Raw genomic sequence first — 16652 nt, 5'->3', positions numbered from 1 at the left:
CCGAACTTCTGCACGTTTCCGAAGACTTAGCACGATTTACGACGAGAGTCCGCCGCCATGTACGAGCTGTCCCGGGTCCGCCTCTACTCCATCGGCCCGGCCGGTGCGCGCTATGCCGACACCGTGCTGGACCTGCGGGGTGTGGGTGATCCGGTGCCCGACCCCGCGCCCGTCCAGGCGGAGTTCTTCGAGGAGGGTCCCCCCGGGCCGCCCCGTCGCCCCGCGCCCGCCGGCGTGCTCTTCCTGGAGAACGGAGGCGGCAAGTCCGTCCTGCTCAAGCTGATCTTCTCGGTGATGCTGCCGGGCCACCGCAACACGCTCGGCGGCGCCAGCTCCGGTGTGCTGCGCAAGTTCCTGCTCGCCGACGACTGCGGGCACGTGGCACTGGAGTGGCAGCACACGCTGACCGGCGAGTGCGTCGTGGTCGGCAAGGCGAGCGAGTGGCGCGGGCGCCAGGTCTCCAACGACCCGCGGAAGTTCGCCGAGGCCTGGTACTCCTTCCGGCCCGGCCCCGGGCTCAGCCTCGACAACCTCCCGGTCGCCGAGTCCACCGCCGTACGGCCGCCTGTCGAGGGCGCGTCCGGGGCACAGGGCCGGCGCCGCACGATGAAGGGCTTCAGGGACGCCCTCACGGAGGCGGGCAAGGCATACCCGCATCTGGAGGTGCACTGGGAGGAGATCCACGACCGCTGGAACGAGCATCTGACCGACCTCGGTCTCGACCCCGAACTCTTCCGCTACCAGCGGGAGATGAACGCCGACGAGGGTGAGGCCGCCGGCCTCTTCGCGGTCAAGAAGGACTCCGACTTCACCGACCTGCTGCTGCGTGCCGTCACCGACACCCGGGACACCGACGGACTCGCCGACTTGGTCAGTGGGTTCGGCAACAAGCTGGGGCGGCGTTCCGAGCTGATCGCCGAACGCGACTTCACCGCCGGCTCGGTGGATCTGCTCGGACGCATCGTCGACGCTGCCGAGGCGCGGTCGCGGGCCCGGGACGTCCACGCGGGCGCCGAGCGGCGGACGCGCACACTCGCCCGGCGGCTGTCCGCACGAGGGGTGCAGGAGCGGGTGCGGGCCGCCGACCTGGCCCAGCGGGTGACCGCGGCCGCGTACGCCGTCACGCATGCCGAGGGCGCCCGGGCGCGCAGTTCCCTGATCGCGGCCGAACTTGCCTACCGGCACGCCTCGTTGGCGCTCGCCGGGGCGGAGAAGGCCGCCGCCGCGCAGAAGCGCGAGCTGGCCGACGCGCGCCAGTTGTACAGCGCATGGCAGGCCGCGGAGGCCGTGCTGCGGCACCGCGCCGCCGCCGACCGCTCCGCACGTGTCGCGGCCGCGATCCGCGAGGCGGAACGGGACGCCGCGCCCGCGCTCGCCGCCCGCGCCAAGGCCGCCGTCGATCTCGTACGGGCGCTGCACACGGCCGCCGAGAGCGCCGAGACGCTCGCCAACGAGGAGGAGGAGCGCTCCGCCGCGCTCCAGGAAGTCGGTGACGGCGCCTACGGGGACTCGACCGCCGCCGCCACGCAGGCGCAGCGCGCCCGCAGCGAGGCCGGGCATCTGCGCCAGCGCCTCAGCGAGGTCGAACAGGAGACCGCCGAAGCCGTACGGGCCGGCTGGCTGGACGACAGCGCGCCCGACGCCGACCCGGCGCGGGCCGCGCTCGCCGCGAGCGACGCCGAGAAGACGACCGTCGCGGCCTGGGACTCCGCACGCGAGATCTCCCGCCGGGCGTCCGAGCACGCGCGCGAGGCGGCGTCCGCCCAGTCGCGTGCGGAACTGACGGCGGCCCGCGCGGCGGACGCGGCCACCGCCGCCGAGCGGGCGTACGAGGCGGAGTGCCGCACGGCGAGCGCGCTGGCGGCGGAGGAACGGCTGACGGAACTGCTGGGCCTGTCCGGCACCGGCGCACGCACCCGCGTCCCCGGACCTCGCCGTGCGGCGGACCAGGGCGCCGCCGACGCCCCCGCAGCGGGAGAAGGCCCGCTCGGCCCCGAGGAACTGGACGGATTCGCCGACGAACTGCGCGAACTGCTCGACACCTCCGTCTCCTCCGCCGAACGGCAGCTCTTCGAGCTGCGGACCGCGGCCGCCGACGACGCACGCATCCTCGGTGCCCTCGGTGACGGGGGGCTGCTGCCGCCGGGCCCGGACGTGCTGGCGACCGTCGAGTTCCTCGGTGAGCACGGCATCCCGGCGCTGCCGGGCTGGCGCTATCTCGCGCAGGCCGTCGACCCCACCGACCACGCGCGCGTGCTGGCCGCCCGGCCCGAACTGGTCGACGGCGTGATCATCACGGACCCGGACTCGCACGCCCGGGCCCGCGAGGCACTCGGCGATGCCGCGTTGCTGCCGCGCTCCGCCGTCGCCGTCGGCACGGCCGCCGCACTGCTCGCGCCGACCCCCGCCCGGGACGAGGACGACGGCGGTGTCTTCCTGGTACCGCCGAACCCGGCCATGCACGACGAGCACGCCGCCGACGAGGAACGGCAGGCGCTGCGCGCGCGGGCCACCGATCGGGACGAGGAGATCCGCGCGCTCGCGGCCCGGCTGGGCAAGGACCGCGGACTGGCGGCCCGGCTGGCGTCCTGGCGCGCGGGCTGCCCGGCCGGCCGGCTCACCGAACTCGCCGCGGCCGCCCGGGAGGCGCGTGCCTTCGCCGAGGAGGCCGAGGCCGAACTTGCCGAGGCACGGACCGTCCGGACCGAGGCCGAGGAAGCCGCCGCCGAGACCGCGCAGATCCGCGACGAGCGGCAGGAGGCCGCCCAGAAGGCCCGGCGCGCCGCCGACGCGCTCGCCGGACTCGCCTTCCGGCTGCGTGAACGCGCGGGATGGCAGGTCACGTTGCGTGAACTCGCGGACGAGGCGGTCGAGGCGGAGGCTCGTGCCCAGTCCTGCCTGGAGCGCGCCCGCGCCGCCGACGAGGACCGGCGCGCCGCCCAGCGCGCCGCCGATGACGCCCGCCGCACGGCCCGCTCCCTGCGCGCCGAACGCGCCGAGATCGCGGGCGCCCCGGACGACGTACCCGAGGACGAAACGGACGCGCCGACGGCGTCCCTGCCCGCGCTCCGCGAGGCCTACCGGGCAGCCTCCCAGGTGTACGAGAAGGTCGGGGTCGGCGCCGACCTGCGGGCCGAGCAGGCACGGGCCGAGAGCGACGAGTCCGCAGCGCTCGCCGAGCTGAACCGGCTCAGCAACAAGGTCCGCACGCGCGCCGAGCAGCTCCTCAGGTCCCCGGACGGCTCCGACGGCCCCTCCCGGCAGGCCGCCGCCGCGCGAGCCGAAGAACTGGTGCAGCTCCTGGAGACCCGTATGTCCACGGCGAGCGAGCAGCTCGGCCGGCTGCGGGGCGAGGCCGAGCGGCACGCGCCCGAGAACGGCGAGGCGCACACCGAACTGCCCGAGGAACTGGTCCCGAACGACACCGAGCACGCCCAGGCGCTGCTGCGCACGGCCACTGGTGAACTGGCCGCCCGCACCGAGGCGCTCGGCCAGGCCCGCGAGGCCCACGCCGAACTCCTCGACGCCCACCGGGCCGCCGAGGACGCGGCGAGCGGCTTCGACGAGATCGCCGCGATGCTCCGTGATCTGCTGCGCGAGCACACCGCGGACGAGGAGCAGGAGGAACCGGAGCCGTACCCGGGCACGCTCGAAGAGGCCCGGCACTCCGCCGCCGAGGCCCGCCGGTCGCTGCGCGGCTGCGCCGCCGATCTGTCCGCCGCCGAGGCGGCCGTGCGCGAGGCGAGCGACGTGCTCGTACGGCACGCGAACTCCACGCGCTACGAACAGGTCCGTACGCCCGCCCGGCAGCAGATCCGCGAACTGCCGGCGTCCGCGCTGCCGGAGCACGCGCAGCGGTGGGCGGAGGCCTTCGCACCCCGGCTCCGGGTCCTCACCGACGAGCTGGCGCAGCTGGAGCGCAACCGGGACTCGATCGTGGACCGGCTGCGGGGGCTGGTCGAGTCGGCCCTCGCCACCCTGCGCTCGGCCCAGCGGCTCTCCCGCCTCCCCGAGGGGCTCGGCGAGTGGTCCGGGCAGGAGTTCCTGCGCATCCGCTTCGAGGAACCCGACCAGGCCACGCTCACCGAACGGCTCGGCGAGGTCATCGACGAGGCGACCCGGGCGGCCGTGAAGAAGAACTCCGACCTCAGGCGCGACGGCATGTCCCTCCTGCTGAGGGGGGCCGGCGCGGCGCTCCAGCCCAAGGGCGTCGCCGTGGAGATCCTCAAGCCGGACGCGGTGCTGCGCGCCGAGCGCGTGCCGGTCGGCCAGATGGGCGACGTGTTCTCGGGCGGTCAGCTGCTCACCGCCGCGATCGCGTTGTACTGCACGATGGCCGCGCTGCGCTCCAACGACCGGGGCCGCGACAAGCACCGCCACGCAGGCACGCTGTTCCTGGACAACCCCATCGGGCGCGCCAACGCGACCTATCTGCTGGAACTCCAGCGGGCCGTCTCGGACGCGCTCGGCGTCCAGCTCCTGTACACCACCGGCCTGTTCGACACGACCGCACTCGCGGAGTTCCCGCTGGTCATCCGGCTGCGCAATGACGCGGACCTGCGGGCCGGACTGAAGTACATCCGCGTGGAGGAACATCTGCGGCCGGGACTGCCGCAGCAGCCCCAGGCCGGAGAGGCGGTGCACAGCGAGATCACGGCGACGCGGATGTTCAAACGACCGGCGATGGGTGCATAAGGGGCACGAGGACGCGGGGCTGTCCCATCACGCGGCTGCCCCGCGCAAGCACTACTAGTGCCGGGCGTCGCGACGGGGCGAACGTTGCCTGCCGCGGCACTAGGCATCCTCCGTCAGGAGATCAGTGCATTTCTCGCCGGGCAGAACAGGTCCGGCAGGTCCGGCCCCCAGCTTCTCGAGTACCCACTCGTGGAAGATCCCGATGTGGTGCTCGGCGGGAACCAGCACGCCGCCCCCGCGGTACGCCCGGGACGACATCGCCGGCTGTGTCCGCTCGCACGCCTCGAAGTCCTGGATGTTCACCCGGTGGAACAGCTCCACCGACTTCGACAGGTCCGCCCCCGACCCGACGACCTCCGGCGCGTACAGCCAGTCGCACTCGACGACCGTGCGGTCCTCGGCGAGCGGGAACATGCGGTGCACAATCACATGGTCCGGGACGAGATTGATGAACACCGTCGGCTTCACGGTGATCGCGTAGTAGCGGCGGTCCTGGTCCCCTGAGACGTACGGCAGCTTCGGGAAGCCCTCGCTGCCGTCGACCGTGAAGCCCCGGATGTCCTCGCCGAACTCCGCGCCGTGCCCCACGAAGGACTGGGCGGCGTACCCGCCCGCGAACTCCGGGAGCACATCGACGAGTTCGGGGTGGATCGTCGCGCAGTGGTAGCACTCCATGAAGTTCTCGACGATCAGCTTCCAGTTCGCCCTCACGTCGTAGACGATCCGCTTGCCGAGTGCCAGCCTCTCGGTTCCGTAGTGCTCGAGCGCGGCGGCATCACCGAGGCGCTCGACGGCCGCGCCCACCACGGTGTCCTCGAAGGACGGCGGCTCGTCGGCCAGGCACACCCAGGCGTAGCCGAGCCACTCCCGCAGCGCGACCTTGACCAGACCGTAGGCGACGCGGTCGACGTCCGGCATCTTCACCAGGTTCGGCGCGGCGACGAGCGTGCCGTCGAGGTCGTAGGTCCAGGCGTGGTACGGGCATTGGAGGGTGCGCCGGACCCGGCCGGTCTCCTCCAGGCACAGCCGGGCTCCGCGGTGGCGGCAGACGTTGAGGAAGGCACGTAGTTCACCGGTGCGCGAGCGGGTGATCAGGACGTTCTCGCGGCCGACCTGGACGGTGCGGAAGGAACCGGGTTCGGCCAGGTCCGCGCTGCGGACCGCGCAGAACCACATCGCCTCGAGGAGCAGCTCCTGTTCCCGCTGGAAGACCGCGGGGTCGGTGTAGGAGCGCCCGGGGAGGGTGGCGATCAGGCTCGGGGGGATCTGCTGAGGGGAGAAGGGGGGCGTCGTCACGGGCGTGCTCCTCAGGCGGGCGCGGCGGTGAGGCGGGAGGGGGCGAACAGCCCGATGGGGTGCCTGGTGGTGCCGGTGAGGGCCAGGTCGGCGAGGATCTCACCGACGACGGGCGCGAACTTGAAGCCATGCCCGGAGAATCCGCAGGCCACGGTCACGGACTCGGGGTGCGCGGGGTGGCGGGAGATGACGAAGTGCTCGTCGGGCGTGTTGGAGTACATGCAGGTGGCTGCCTTCAGGAAGGCGCCCGGCAGATCCGGGACGCAACGGGACATGTGGTCCGCCATGGCCTGGATCTCCTCCTCGTGCACGGTCCGGTCGATGGTGTCCGGGGTGCAGACGGCGCCCTTGCGGAAGAAGGCGACCTTGGCGCCGAGGTCCGGTCCGTCGATCGCGGGGAAACCGTAGACCTGTACCCCCTCCGCGTCCTCCCAGATGTAGACGGGGTGGTTCTCCAAGGCGAAGGGCCGGGTGCCGTGCTTCGGCTGGAACCAGTACATGACCTGCCGTTCGATGGTGAACGCCACCCCGAGGTCCGTGAGCAGCCGCGGTGCCCAGGCCCCCGGGCAGATCACCAACTGGCCGGCGGTGTAGGTGTTCTCGCAGGTGTGGACGCGGACGCCGTACCTGTACGGCTCCCAGCGGAGCACCGGCTCCTCGAAGTGCAGCCGAGCGCCCTGCCGGGTGGCCAGCTGGAGGTGGGCGGCCACCATGTTCTCGGGGCGGACCAGGCCGGCCTTCTTCTCGTAGAGCGCGACCTCGTCGTCCTTGGGGGCGAGGGTCGGGAAGCGGCGCCGGATCTCCCGTGCGTCCAGCATCTCGTGGGGCAGGTCCCACTCTGTGGCCGAACGCAGTGAGCCGGAGACGGTACGGGACGCGGGCGGGCCGACCATCACACCGCCGCACAGCGCGGCGATCTCACGGCCGGTGGCCCGCTCCACGTCCTCGTACAGCTCGTACGCGCGCAGCAGCAGCGGCACGTACGCCGGGTCCTCGAAGTACGACTGCCGGGTGATCCGCGAACCGCCGTGGCTGGAGCCGCGGTTGTGGACCGGGCCGAACCTCTCCAGGCCCAGCACACGGGCTCCACGTGCGGACAGATGGTGGGCGGCGGCGCTGCCCATGCCGCCGAGACCGATGACGATGACGTCGTACGAGGGGGACATCGGGCGCCTCCTGGCGGCTAGCGGCGGATGCGGGTCATCTTCGGGTCGAACAGCGGCTCGTCGGCGACGGTCGCGGGCACCTTCTCGCCGAAGTATTCGATGTGCACACCGGTCCCGGTCGCCAGCGGCGGCAGCCAGGCGTACGCGACGCATCGCCCCAGGGTGTAGCCGTACGAGGCGCTGGTGACGTACCCGGAGGGCACGCCGGCGGGGTCACCTCCCGCTCGGGCGGAGATGAGAGTTGGGGCGTACACCGGCTCGCTGCCGAGGACGTTCGCGGCCGGGTCGTCGAGGAGGAGGGCGGTGAGACGGCGGGTGGGCTCGCCGGCGGACTCCAGGGCCGCCTTTCCCACGAAGTCCCCCTTGCCCATCCGGACGGCGAAACCGAGGCCCGCCTCGAACGGGTTGTGCTCGTCCGTCATGTCGACCCCCCACGAGCGATAGCCCTTCTCCAGACGCAGGGAGTTGAAGGCCGACCGCCCGGCCGCGACCACGCCGTGCTCCCGGCCGGCCTCCCACAGCGTGTCCCAGAGGCGGAGCCCCAGGTCGGCGGTGGTGTACAGCTCCCAGCCCAGTTCGCCGACGTAACTCAGCCGCATGGCCGTCACCGGGACGTGCCCGAGCCAGGTCTCCTTGGCCCGGAAGTATCCGAAGCGCTCGTGCGAGAAGTCGTCGCGGGTCAGCGGCTGGACCAGGTCCCGGGCGAGCGGGCCCCAGACACCGATGCAGCAGGTGCCGGAGGTGATGTCCCTGATGTGGACGTCGGACGGAGCGTGCCTGAGGAGCCGGTCGAGGTCGGCGGGGGAGTTCGCGCCCACCTGGAAGCGGTCGGGGCCCAGACGGGCCACGGTGAGGTCGGAGCGGATGCCGCCGCTCTCGTCGAGGAGGAGGGTGTAGGTGACCGCGCCGGGCTTCTTGCGGAGGTCGTTGGTGGTCATACGGTCGAGGAAGACGAGCGCGCCCGGGCCGGTGACCTCCAGTCGGCGCAGCGGAGTCATGTCGTACAGCGCGACCTTTTCCCGGGTCGCCTTCGCCTCGGCCGCCGCGATCGGCGACCAGTAGCGGGCGGACCAGGCGTCCCGCTCGGGCAGGTCGAGTCCGTCCACGAGCGGGGCGTTCGCCTCGTACCAGTACGGGCGTTCCCAGCCGCCGCCCTCCAGGAAGTAGGCGCCGAGGGTCTGTTGGCGGGCGTGGAAGGGGCTGACCCGCAGCGGGCGCGGCTGCTCCATCGGCTGGAGCGGGTGGAGCACGTCGTACACCTCGACGAACTGCTGCGCGCCGCGCTCCGTGATGTACGCCGGTGAGCGCTGCGCCTCCTCGAAGCGGGTGAGGTCGCATGCGTGGACGTCGAGGGACGGGCGCCCGTCCACCATCCACTCGGCGACCGCCTTGGCGACACCGGCGGAGTGGGTGACCCAGACAGCCTCCGCCAGCCAGAAGCCGCGCACGGCGCGCGACTCACCGAGGACCGGCATGCCGTCCGGGGTGAAGGAGAAGACGCCGTTGAAACCCTCCTCGATCTCCGTGCCGCGCAGGGCCGGGATCAGCCGGCGGCAGTCCTCCCAGCTCGGGGCCCAGTCCTGCGCGGTGAAGGGGTACGCGGAGGGCATCGTCCTGTTCCGCACGCGCGCCTCGTCGTAGGACGGGACGGCGAACGGATCGACCGGCATCGGCCGGTGGGCGTAACTGCCGATGCCGAGGCGGTCGGTGTGCTCGCGGAAGTAGAGGTCGCGGTCCTGGAAGCGGAGGATGGGCCGGGAGGCCTCCGCGCGGTGGTCCGCGAGTTCGCTGAGCGGCTTCGTCTTCGCGTACTGGTGCGCGAGCGGCTGGAGCGGTACGCCGACCCCGGCCATGCGGCCGATGACCGGGCCCCAGAAACCGGCCGCCGAGACGACGTGGTCGGCCGGAAAGGTGCCCCGGTCGGTGACGACGGCGCTGACCCGGCCGTCTTGTTGTGTGATGCCGGTGACCGTGTGACGTTCCAGGAAGCGGGCGCCCCGGCTCGTCGCGCGTTCCATCTGGGCCCGGGCGGCGGGCAGGGCGCGGGCCAGGCCGTCGCCGGGGGTGTGGAAGCCGCCGAGGACCACCGACTCGTCGATGAGCGGCCACAGTTCCTTGCAGCGTGCCGTGCTCACGACCTCGCCGCGCACGCCCCAGGAGGCGGCGAACCCCGCCTTGCGGTGCAGGTCGGCGAGCCGCTCGGGGGTGGTCGCGAGTTCCAGGCCGCCGACGCGGTCGAAGCAGGTGACCCCGTCGATCTCCAGGGAGGCGAACTTTTCGACGGTGTACTTCGCGAACTCCGTCAGCGTCTTCGAGGGGTTGGTGCGGAAGACGAGACCGGGTGCGTGCGAGGTGGAGCCGCCCGGCGCGGGCAGTGGCCCCTGGTCGAGGACCGTGACGTCACTCCAGCCGCGGGCGGTCAGCTCGTCGGCCAGGGAGCAGCCGACGATGCCGGCGCCGATGACGACCGCACGGGGACCGTGGGGGCGGCGTGCGGGCGTGCTGCCCGGGTTCAAGGACATGCCCCTCCTTGCGGTGGCGGGGATGACAGGGCCGAGAGCGCACCTTCCCGGTAGGGGAGGTCCGCGGGGCAGACGCCGCGGGCTTGCGCTGGGACGCGCGCCGCGCCGGGTCCTGGATCAGGAACGACGATCGTCCGCACCTCGACGGGTGCGCCCTTCTCGGCATCGACTGCGGCACGGACCCCGTGTGGCACGACCCAGCTCCTCTGCTGTTGCGCACTGCACGATCGGTTGCGTGATTAGGGACATAGTGAGAACGGCGTCACGGAGCCGTCAAGAGGGTGGGCAACTGCTTGTCGGGGAGCGTGCCGGCTCGGACCACGGACACGATCCGTGTCGCCGCCCGGGAGGCGAAAGCGGACGACCAGTGCGCCCAGAACCGTTCGGGGTGTGCGGCTGATCGGGCTCACTCCTGCTCAGTCCGTAGGAACGGTGCGTCATCTCCTGGCAAAAGGAACGGGGAGGCCGGACCCGTCCGGCACACGGGCGGCGCGGGACCCGGGATTCAGGGTCTGCCGAGTCGTCGCCCGGTCGCGCCTCAGAATCCGTAGCCCATCCGGCACGACAGCTCGGACCCGGCGGCCACCATGCGCTTGGCCAGCTCCGGCAGCCGGTCGGCGTTCAGCCGGTACACCGGCCCGGAGACGCTGATCGCGGCGATCACCTTGCCGTCGTGGGCGCGGATCGGGGCGGCCACGGCCGCCAGGCCCAGTTCCAGCTCCTCGATCGTGATGCTGTAGCCCTGCTCCACCACCGCCTCCAGCTCGCCGCGCAGCGCGCCCGCACCCGTGAGGGTGCGCTCGGTGAAACGCGGCAGGGAACGGGCGAGCAGGCCTTCGCGCAGCGTGGGCGTCATGTGCGCGAGCAACACCTTGCCGCTGGAGGTGGCGTGCAGCGGGGTGCGTCGGCCCAGCCAGTTCTGCGCCGTCACGGACGCCGTGCCGCGGGCCTGCATGATGTTGACCGCGGCGTCGTCGTCGAGGACCGCGATGTTGACGGTCTCGCTCAGCTCACCGGCGAGTTCCCGGCAGACCGCGACCCCCTCCTGCGAGATGTCCAGGCGTCCTGCCGCCGCCCCCGCCAGGCGCAGTACGCCGGCGCCCAGGAAGTACTTCCCGCGGTCCTTGGCCTGGGCCACCAGGCCGCGGTTCTCCAGGACGCCGAGCAGCCGGAAGGCGGTGGACTTGTGTACGTCCAGCTCGTCGGCGATCTCCGTGACGCCCGCCTCACCGTGCCGGGCGAGGATCTCCAGCACGCTCACGGCGCGGTCCACCGACTGGACCGCGCTCGCCGCGCCTCTGCCGTTCTGCCGCTCCCGGCGCCCCTTGCCGTCGTCGGTCTGCCTGTGCGAGCGGACCATGACTCAACTCACCACCTGAGGGCCCTGTTTGGGCCGCATCTACGGGAAACCCTTGACGCGACGGTCGCCTCGCCCGGACTCTGTTGCGCACAGCGTCCATCAGTGCGCCATACGCAACATCATGTTACCGAGGCGTCTGGATCTCGTAAGGGAGCGAGCCCGAACAGGTACCGAGCCCGAACGGGGCGATACCTGGACCGGGACCGTTGCCCGCGGGGACCGGCGACCTGACCGACCCCGGACCGGGACCGGTTCCGCAAGGGGAACCCGACGGCCCGGCCCATGACGGACCCGACGACCCGGCCCATGAGGGGCCCGACTCTTTCCCGACCACCTGAACTCCCTGACTGCCTGGACCGACCGGGTCCAAGGCCATGTGTCCCGGACCGAGAGGGGGGCCCGTGATTCCCGTCTGCCGCCTTGAAGACCTCCCCAAGGGCGAGGCCGTCCGCGTCGACACCGAACGGCCCCTCGCCGTGTTCCACACCGAAGACGGCGAGTTGTACGCCATCGACGACACCTGCACCCACCAGGACGCCTCCCTCTCCGAAGGCTGGCTGGAGGGCTGTCTGGTCGAATGCCCGCTCCACGCCGCCTCATTCGACCTCCGCACGGGCGAGCCGACCTGCCTGCCGGCCCGCCGCCCCGTCCGTACCCACCGGGTGACGGTGGAGGACGGCGTGATCCATGTGTATCTGGCGGCGCGGGAGGGGAGCGCGGCGTGAGGACATAGGTGCAACCGGCCGCAGTCCGGCGCACCGGCCTCGTCGGCGCGCCCGCTTCGGTCATCCCGCCAGGGGCGCGGATGCCCCTACGACCACGCGGCCACGGGTGCGGCGTACCCCATCCCGCGCCCGAGACCTCATGGGTGCGACAGCCGACCCGTCCCGCCCTGCCCGCGTATCCGCTTCTGCGCCCGCTCCACGGCCCGTGCCTGCCGACGGGCCGTGCGGCGCTCGCGGCGCAGCACCCGGGCCGTGCTGCTCGGAACCGACACCACTCCATTGCGCTGGTTCCATACCTGGCGCGTCACCCAGACGTCGAGCACGCCCCAGGTCGCCAACACCGTGCTGGCCACGCTGCTCAGCACCATGGGGAAGGCCAGCCCGGATCCGGCCAGTGTGCACAGGAAGGCGATCACCGCCTGGATCAGTGTCACCGCGATGATGAGCACCGCCCGCACCGCCGCCGTGCGCACCGGGTCCGGCAGCCGACGTCTGCGCGCCGGCTCCTCGACCCACAGCGGGCGGCGGCACCGCGCCTCGTACCGCTCCTCATCCGTCATGGTGTACTGCTCGCCCGCCGGAACGGCGCGATCCGGTGTCTGCGGGCCCCGCCGCGTCGCCGTGCTCATCAACTCGTCACTCCCCACCGCCCGCAGACCGTCCGTCCCGGTGTCAGGCGACCCCGACTCCCCCAGTGGTTGCCCGGCTTGCACTGCTTTACGCCGCCTGGGTGCGACCTGCGGCGCCTGTGGCCGATTCCGCCCCCAGTCCCCTTGGAAAGAAGACGATCGGCGTTCCGTGAAGATTCCCACCGAAGGAAGAATTCGGCCAACCCGGCCACGGTTCCCGGCCGGGTTGGCCGCCCTCGCGGTATGCCGGTTCCGGGCAGGCGATCTCCCATAATGACGGGACAACTAACCATTCTCTGCTCGTAGTTCAAGGAGCGACGCGCGAGGTCGGCGCTTCGGGATACCGGTGAGACGGTAGTAGGCTCACGCCGTTTGTTGTCGCACATCTGTGCCCCCGGGCCGGAGGGGGTCGAGCTGGGGGAGGCCATGCGCTTTCGCGGGAAGTCGATCCGCCGGAAGATCGTGGCGCTGCTTCTCGTGCCGCTGTTGTCCCTGACCTTCATCTGGGCCTTCGCGGCGGTGCTCACCGGCCGTGCGGCGCAGTCGCTGTTCGACGTCTCGTACGTCGTCGAAAAGGTCGGCTACCCCACCGAGGACACCGTCCGCGTACTGCAGCAGGAACGCCGCCAGTCCCTGGTCTACCTCGCGGACCCGCGTGCCTCCGACACCCTCGCCGCGCTCCGCCGCAGCCGCGCCGCCACCGACGAGGTCGTGGCGAAGCTCCGTGCCAACAGCAAGGAGGGGGTCCTGCACGACGACATGGGGCAGGGCACCGCCGAGCGCCTTACCTCGATCCTGGACGCCCTCGACGGCATGGCGTCGTTGCGCCGCAGCGTCGAGGACGGCACCGTCAACCGCTACCAGGCCCTCGACCTCTACAACCGCCTGGTCGACCCCTGCTTCACGCTCCTGACCAATCTGCGCGTCCTCGACGACGTGGAGATGGACAAGCAGGGCCGCGCACTCGTCAACGTCTCCCGCGCGCGTGAACTGCTCTCCCGTGAGGACGCCCTCCTGGGCTCCGCACTCGTCGCCGGCCGGCTGACCCGCGACGACATCCACGACGTCTCCGACCTCGTAGCCCAGCGCGCGGTGCTGTACGACGTCGGCCTGCCGATGCTGCCGAGCTCGGAGAGCGCACACTTCCAGCGCTACTGGGAGAACGGCGACACCGCGCCATTGCGCGTGGCCGAACACGCCGTCATCGACGCCACCCCCGGCACTCCGCGCGGCGTGACCGCGAAGAGCTGGGACGGGGCCGCCGGCCAGGTCCTCGACCGGCTCGACAAGATGAGCGCCGAGGCGGACGACCGCTACCACGACCGGGTCCGCCCCCGCGCCGTCGACATCATCATCAAGGCGGCCGTCGCGGGCGTCCTGGGCCTCGTCGCCCTACTGGTCTCGCTCATCATGTCCGTCCGCATCGGCCGCGGCCTCATCCGCGATCTGCGCGGGCTGCGCCGGGAGGCCCATGAGGCGTCCGATGTGCGGCTGCCCAGTGTGATGCGCCGCCTCTCGGCGGGCGAACAGGTCGACGTCGAGACCGAGGTGCCGCGCCTGCAGTACGACAAGAATGAGATCGGCGAGGTCGGTCAGGCCCTCAACACCCTCCAGCGCGCCGCCGTCGAGGCCGCCGTCAAACAGGCCGAGCTGCGCGCCGGCGTCTCCGAGGTCTTCGTCAACCTCGCCCGCCGCAGTCAGGTCCTGCTGCACAAGCAGCTCACCCTGCTCGACACCATGGAGCGCAGGACCGAGGACACCGACGAACTCGCCGACCTTTTCCGCCTGGACCACCTCACCACGCGCATGCGCCGCCATGCCGAGGGCCTGGTCATCCTCTCCGGCGCGGCCCCCTCCCGGCAGTGGCGCAAGCCCATCCAGCTCATGGACGTGGTGCGCGCCGCCGTCGCCGAGGTCGAGGACTACGAGCGCATCGAGGTGCGCCGACTGCCCCGGGTGGCCGTCACCGGACCCGCGGTCGCCGACCTGACCCACCTGGTGGCCGAACTCCTGGAGAACGCCACGGTGTTCTCCCCGCCGCACACCACCGTACGGGTCGTCGGCGAGCGGGTCGCCAAAGGCTTCACCCTGGAGATCCACGACCGCGGCCTCGGCATGTCGGCCGAGGCGTTCCTGGAGGCCAACCTACGGCTCGCCGAGACCCCCGCGTTCGAACTCTCCGACACCGACCGGCTCGGCCTCTTCGTGGTCAGCCGGCTCGCCCGGCGGCAGAACGTCCGCGTCTCCCTCCAGCCGTCCCCGTACGGCGGCACCACCGCCGTCGTCTTCATCCCCGTCGCGCTGCTCACCGACGACGTCCCGGACACCAACGGCATCGGCTTCCGCCTCGACCGCCCTCTGCCCGACAAGAAGGCCCAGGCCGAGGAGGACCGCACGACGGCGCTGTCCCCGAGGCCCGTCGAGCTCCCCGGCATTCCGGCGTCGATCATGGACGGGCCGGTGGAGCTGGAGGCACCGGTCGGCCTGGACGCGCTCGACGGCTTCCCGGATGCCGCCGACGACGAGGGCGGCGACCGCGGCGGCCTGTTCCCTCGCCGTCCCTCCCTCGCCGAGGCCCCCGGCGAGCAGCACCAGCAGGCGTGCGACGGGCGGCGCGAGGCGGCTCGCCCCGGCGACTTCGATCACCCCGGGGGCCCGGTCCCGCTGCCGCGCCGGACCCCCAGGCTGGTCAGCTCCCACGGCCGTCCCGTGCAGGAAGCGGGACCGCAGGCCGACGGGGAACCGGAGCGGTCCGAGCGGGACACGGCGGGGCTTGGGGAAGCCGGACTTCCCTCCGGTCGCCCGGCGGAGGCCACCAGGGGCACCCTGCGGCTGCACGGTGACCGCTCGCAGCTTCCCGTCCTGCCCCAGCGGCGCCGTACCCGCTCCCCGGCCGGACCGGACAAGTCCATCCCGCGCCGGGATCCGGAGGCAGAACCGGTGGAACCGGAACCGGAACCGGCCACGGACGCGCTGCCTCGCCGGGTACGGCAGGCCAGCCTTGCCCCGCAGTTGAAGGAAGGACCCGACCGGCGCGAGGAGCGAGAACGGTCCCGCACCGAGCCCGGCGAGGGACCGGCCGAGCGCGATGCCGAGGAGGTACGCAGCCGTTTTGCCTCGCTCCAGCGGGGCTGGCAGCGCGGCCGCGAGGAGAACGCCGCGGGTGACGATGCCCGGGACGGTTCAGCAGGAACGACAAAGGGGGACGGTCGATGACCGCACCGAAGGCCGCAGGGCCCACCGCGACCAATATGCCGTCGGGCGAGCTGAACTGGCTGCTCGACGACCTGGTGGAGCGCGTCGCCAGCATCCGCAAGGTGCTCGTGCTCTCCAGCGACGGCCTGCCCACGGGGGTTTCCCGGGAACTGAGCGGGGAGGACGGCGAGCACCTCGCCGCGGTCGCCTCCGGATTCCACAGCCTCGCCAAGGGCGTCGGCCGGCACTTCGACGCCGGCAGTGTCCGCCAGACCGTCGTCGAACTCGACGACGCCTTCCTCTTCGTCATGGCCGCCGGCGACGGCAGCTGCCTCGCCGTCCTGTCGGACGCCGACTCCGACGTCGGGCAGGTGGCCTACGAGATGACCCTCCTGGTCAAGCGGGTCGGAGTACATCTGGGGTCCGCTCCGCGCACCGATCTGCCCTCGGGCGGGTAGTGGGATGGCATGAGCGGAGACGGTCAGGGAATCAGCCACTGGTTCGACGACGAGGCCGGACCGGTGGTGCGCCCGTACGCCATGACGCGCGGCCGCACCAGCCACGCGGCCCAGCACCGCCTCGACCTGATCGCGGTGGTCGTCTCGGAGCCGCCCAAGGACGACCTCGAGACGGACCCGTTGCTGTCCCCGGAACACGTGGACATCGTCGAGCTGTGCCGTGACACCCCGCAGTCGGTCGCCGAACTCGCCGCCGAACTCGATCTGCCGGTCGGCGTGGTGCGCGTCCTCGTAGGCGACCTGGTGGACGGGGAACTGGTGCATGTGACACGTCCCGTGCCGCCCGCCGAGCTGGTCGACGAGAACATCCTGCGCGACGTCATCAGCGGCCTGCGAGCTCTGTGAGGCATGGTCCGGCCACCTTCCCGCCCGCCGCGGTGGCTCCTCGCGAGCGTGCTGAGGCGCTTGCCGAGGAGCCGGAACGGCGGTCCCGGGCATCCCGGTGGGGGCGCGGTACTGACGGATCCGCCGCCGGAACCACCCTCCCGTTATGCTCTGACCGAGCGTCGACGAGCCGCAGCGCGCCCCGCCCCGCTGCGGACACCG

The 16652-nt window shown here is 72.2% G+C and carries 10 protein-coding genes; 5 read left to right on the top strand and 5 right to left on the bottom strand.

Translation table 11 applies throughout. The features are described from left to right. The first annotated feature begins 57 nt into the window (after positions 1–57). A complete protein-coding gene (locus BIV24_RS02035) occupies positions 58–4695 on the top strand; it encodes a coiled-coil domain-containing protein (RefSeq protein ID WP_071364367.1) in 4638 nt (1545 codons plus the stop codon). Between the two features lie 99 nt (positions 4696–4794). On the opposite strand, the gene BIV24_RS02030 is transcribed toward BIV24_RS02035, so the two are convergent. The 4 genes from BIV24_RS02030 to BIV24_RS02015 form a co-directional block, all read right to left on the bottom strand. After that, positions 4795–5991 carry an aromatic ring-hydroxylating oxygenase subunit alpha gene (locus BIV24_RS02030; protein WP_071364366.1) on the bottom strand — a complete coding sequence of 399 codons (1197 nt, stop codon included), beginning with the start codon at positions 5989–5991 and terminating at the stop codon, positions 4795–4797. 11 nt (positions 5992–6002) lie between these two features. Further along, on the bottom strand, positions 6003–7157 hold the full coding sequence (gene solA / locus BIV24_RS02025; RefSeq protein ID WP_071364365.1) for an N-methyl-L-tryptophan oxidase: 1155 nt from the start codon (positions 7155–7157) through the stop codon (positions 6003–6005). Positions 7158–7174: 17 nt separating this feature from the next. Then, on the bottom strand, positions 7175–9679 hold the full coding sequence (locus BIV24_RS02020; protein WP_071364364.1) for a GcvT family protein: 2505 nt from the start codon (positions 9677–9679) through the stop codon (positions 7175–7177). A gap of 538 nt (positions 9680–10217) precedes the next feature. After that, complete coding sequence (locus BIV24_RS02015) at positions 10218–11039, bottom strand: IclR family transcriptional regulator (protein ID WP_079167953.1); 822 nt, start codon at positions 11037–11039, stop codon at positions 10218–10220. A 401-nt stretch (positions 11040–11440) separates the two neighbouring features. On the opposite strand from BIV24_RS02015, the gene BIV24_RS02010 reads away from it, so the two are divergent. Further along, positions 11441–11764: a bifunctional 3-phenylpropionate/cinnamic acid dioxygenase ferredoxin subunit gene (locus BIV24_RS02010; RefSeq protein WP_071364363.1), complete on the top strand. Its 324-nt coding sequence runs from the start codon at positions 11441–11443 to the stop codon at positions 11762–11764. 137 nt (positions 11765–11901) lie between these two features. Here the strand turns inward: BIV24_RS02010 and BIV24_RS02005 are convergent, their stop codons facing one another. Beyond that, a complete protein-coding gene (locus BIV24_RS02005) occupies positions 11902–12393 on the bottom strand; it encodes a hypothetical protein (protein WP_245766645.1) in 492 nt (163 codons plus the stop codon). A 426-nt stretch (positions 12394–12819) separates the two neighbouring features. Here BIV24_RS02005 and BIV24_RS02000 point away from each other — a divergent pair, with 426 nt between their 5' ends. From BIV24_RS02000 to BIV24_RS01990, 3 genes are read left to right on the top strand one after another with little or no spacing between them, the layout of a single operon-like run. Further along, entirely contained in the window at positions 12820–15609 is a 2790-nt protein-coding gene (locus BIV24_RS02000; protein WP_071364362.1) for a sensor histidine kinase, read from the top strand. Then, positions 15606–16046 (top strand): roadblock/LC7 domain-containing protein, encoded by a 441-nt coding sequence (locus BIV24_RS01995; protein ID WP_071364361.1) that lies wholly within the window; start codon positions 15606–15608, stop codon positions 16044–16046. Before BIV24_RS02000 ends, BIV24_RS01995 begins: the two co-directional genes overlap by 4 nt. 9 nt (positions 16047–16055) lie before the next feature. Continuing rightward, entirely contained in the window at positions 16056–16451 is a 396-nt protein-coding gene (locus tag BIV24_RS01990) for a DUF742 domain-containing protein (RefSeq protein ID WP_071364360.1), read from the top strand. Positions 16452–16652 lie beyond the last annotated feature (201 nt).

This window comes from Streptomyces colonosanans, assembly GCF_001866645.1.
Lineage (GTDB): Bacteria > Actinomycetota > Actinomycetes > Streptomycetales > Streptomycetaceae > Streptomyces > Streptomyces colonosanans.
The sequence above is the reverse complement of the archived record's forward strand: the minus strand, read 5'-3'. Positions and strand labels throughout refer to the sequence as shown.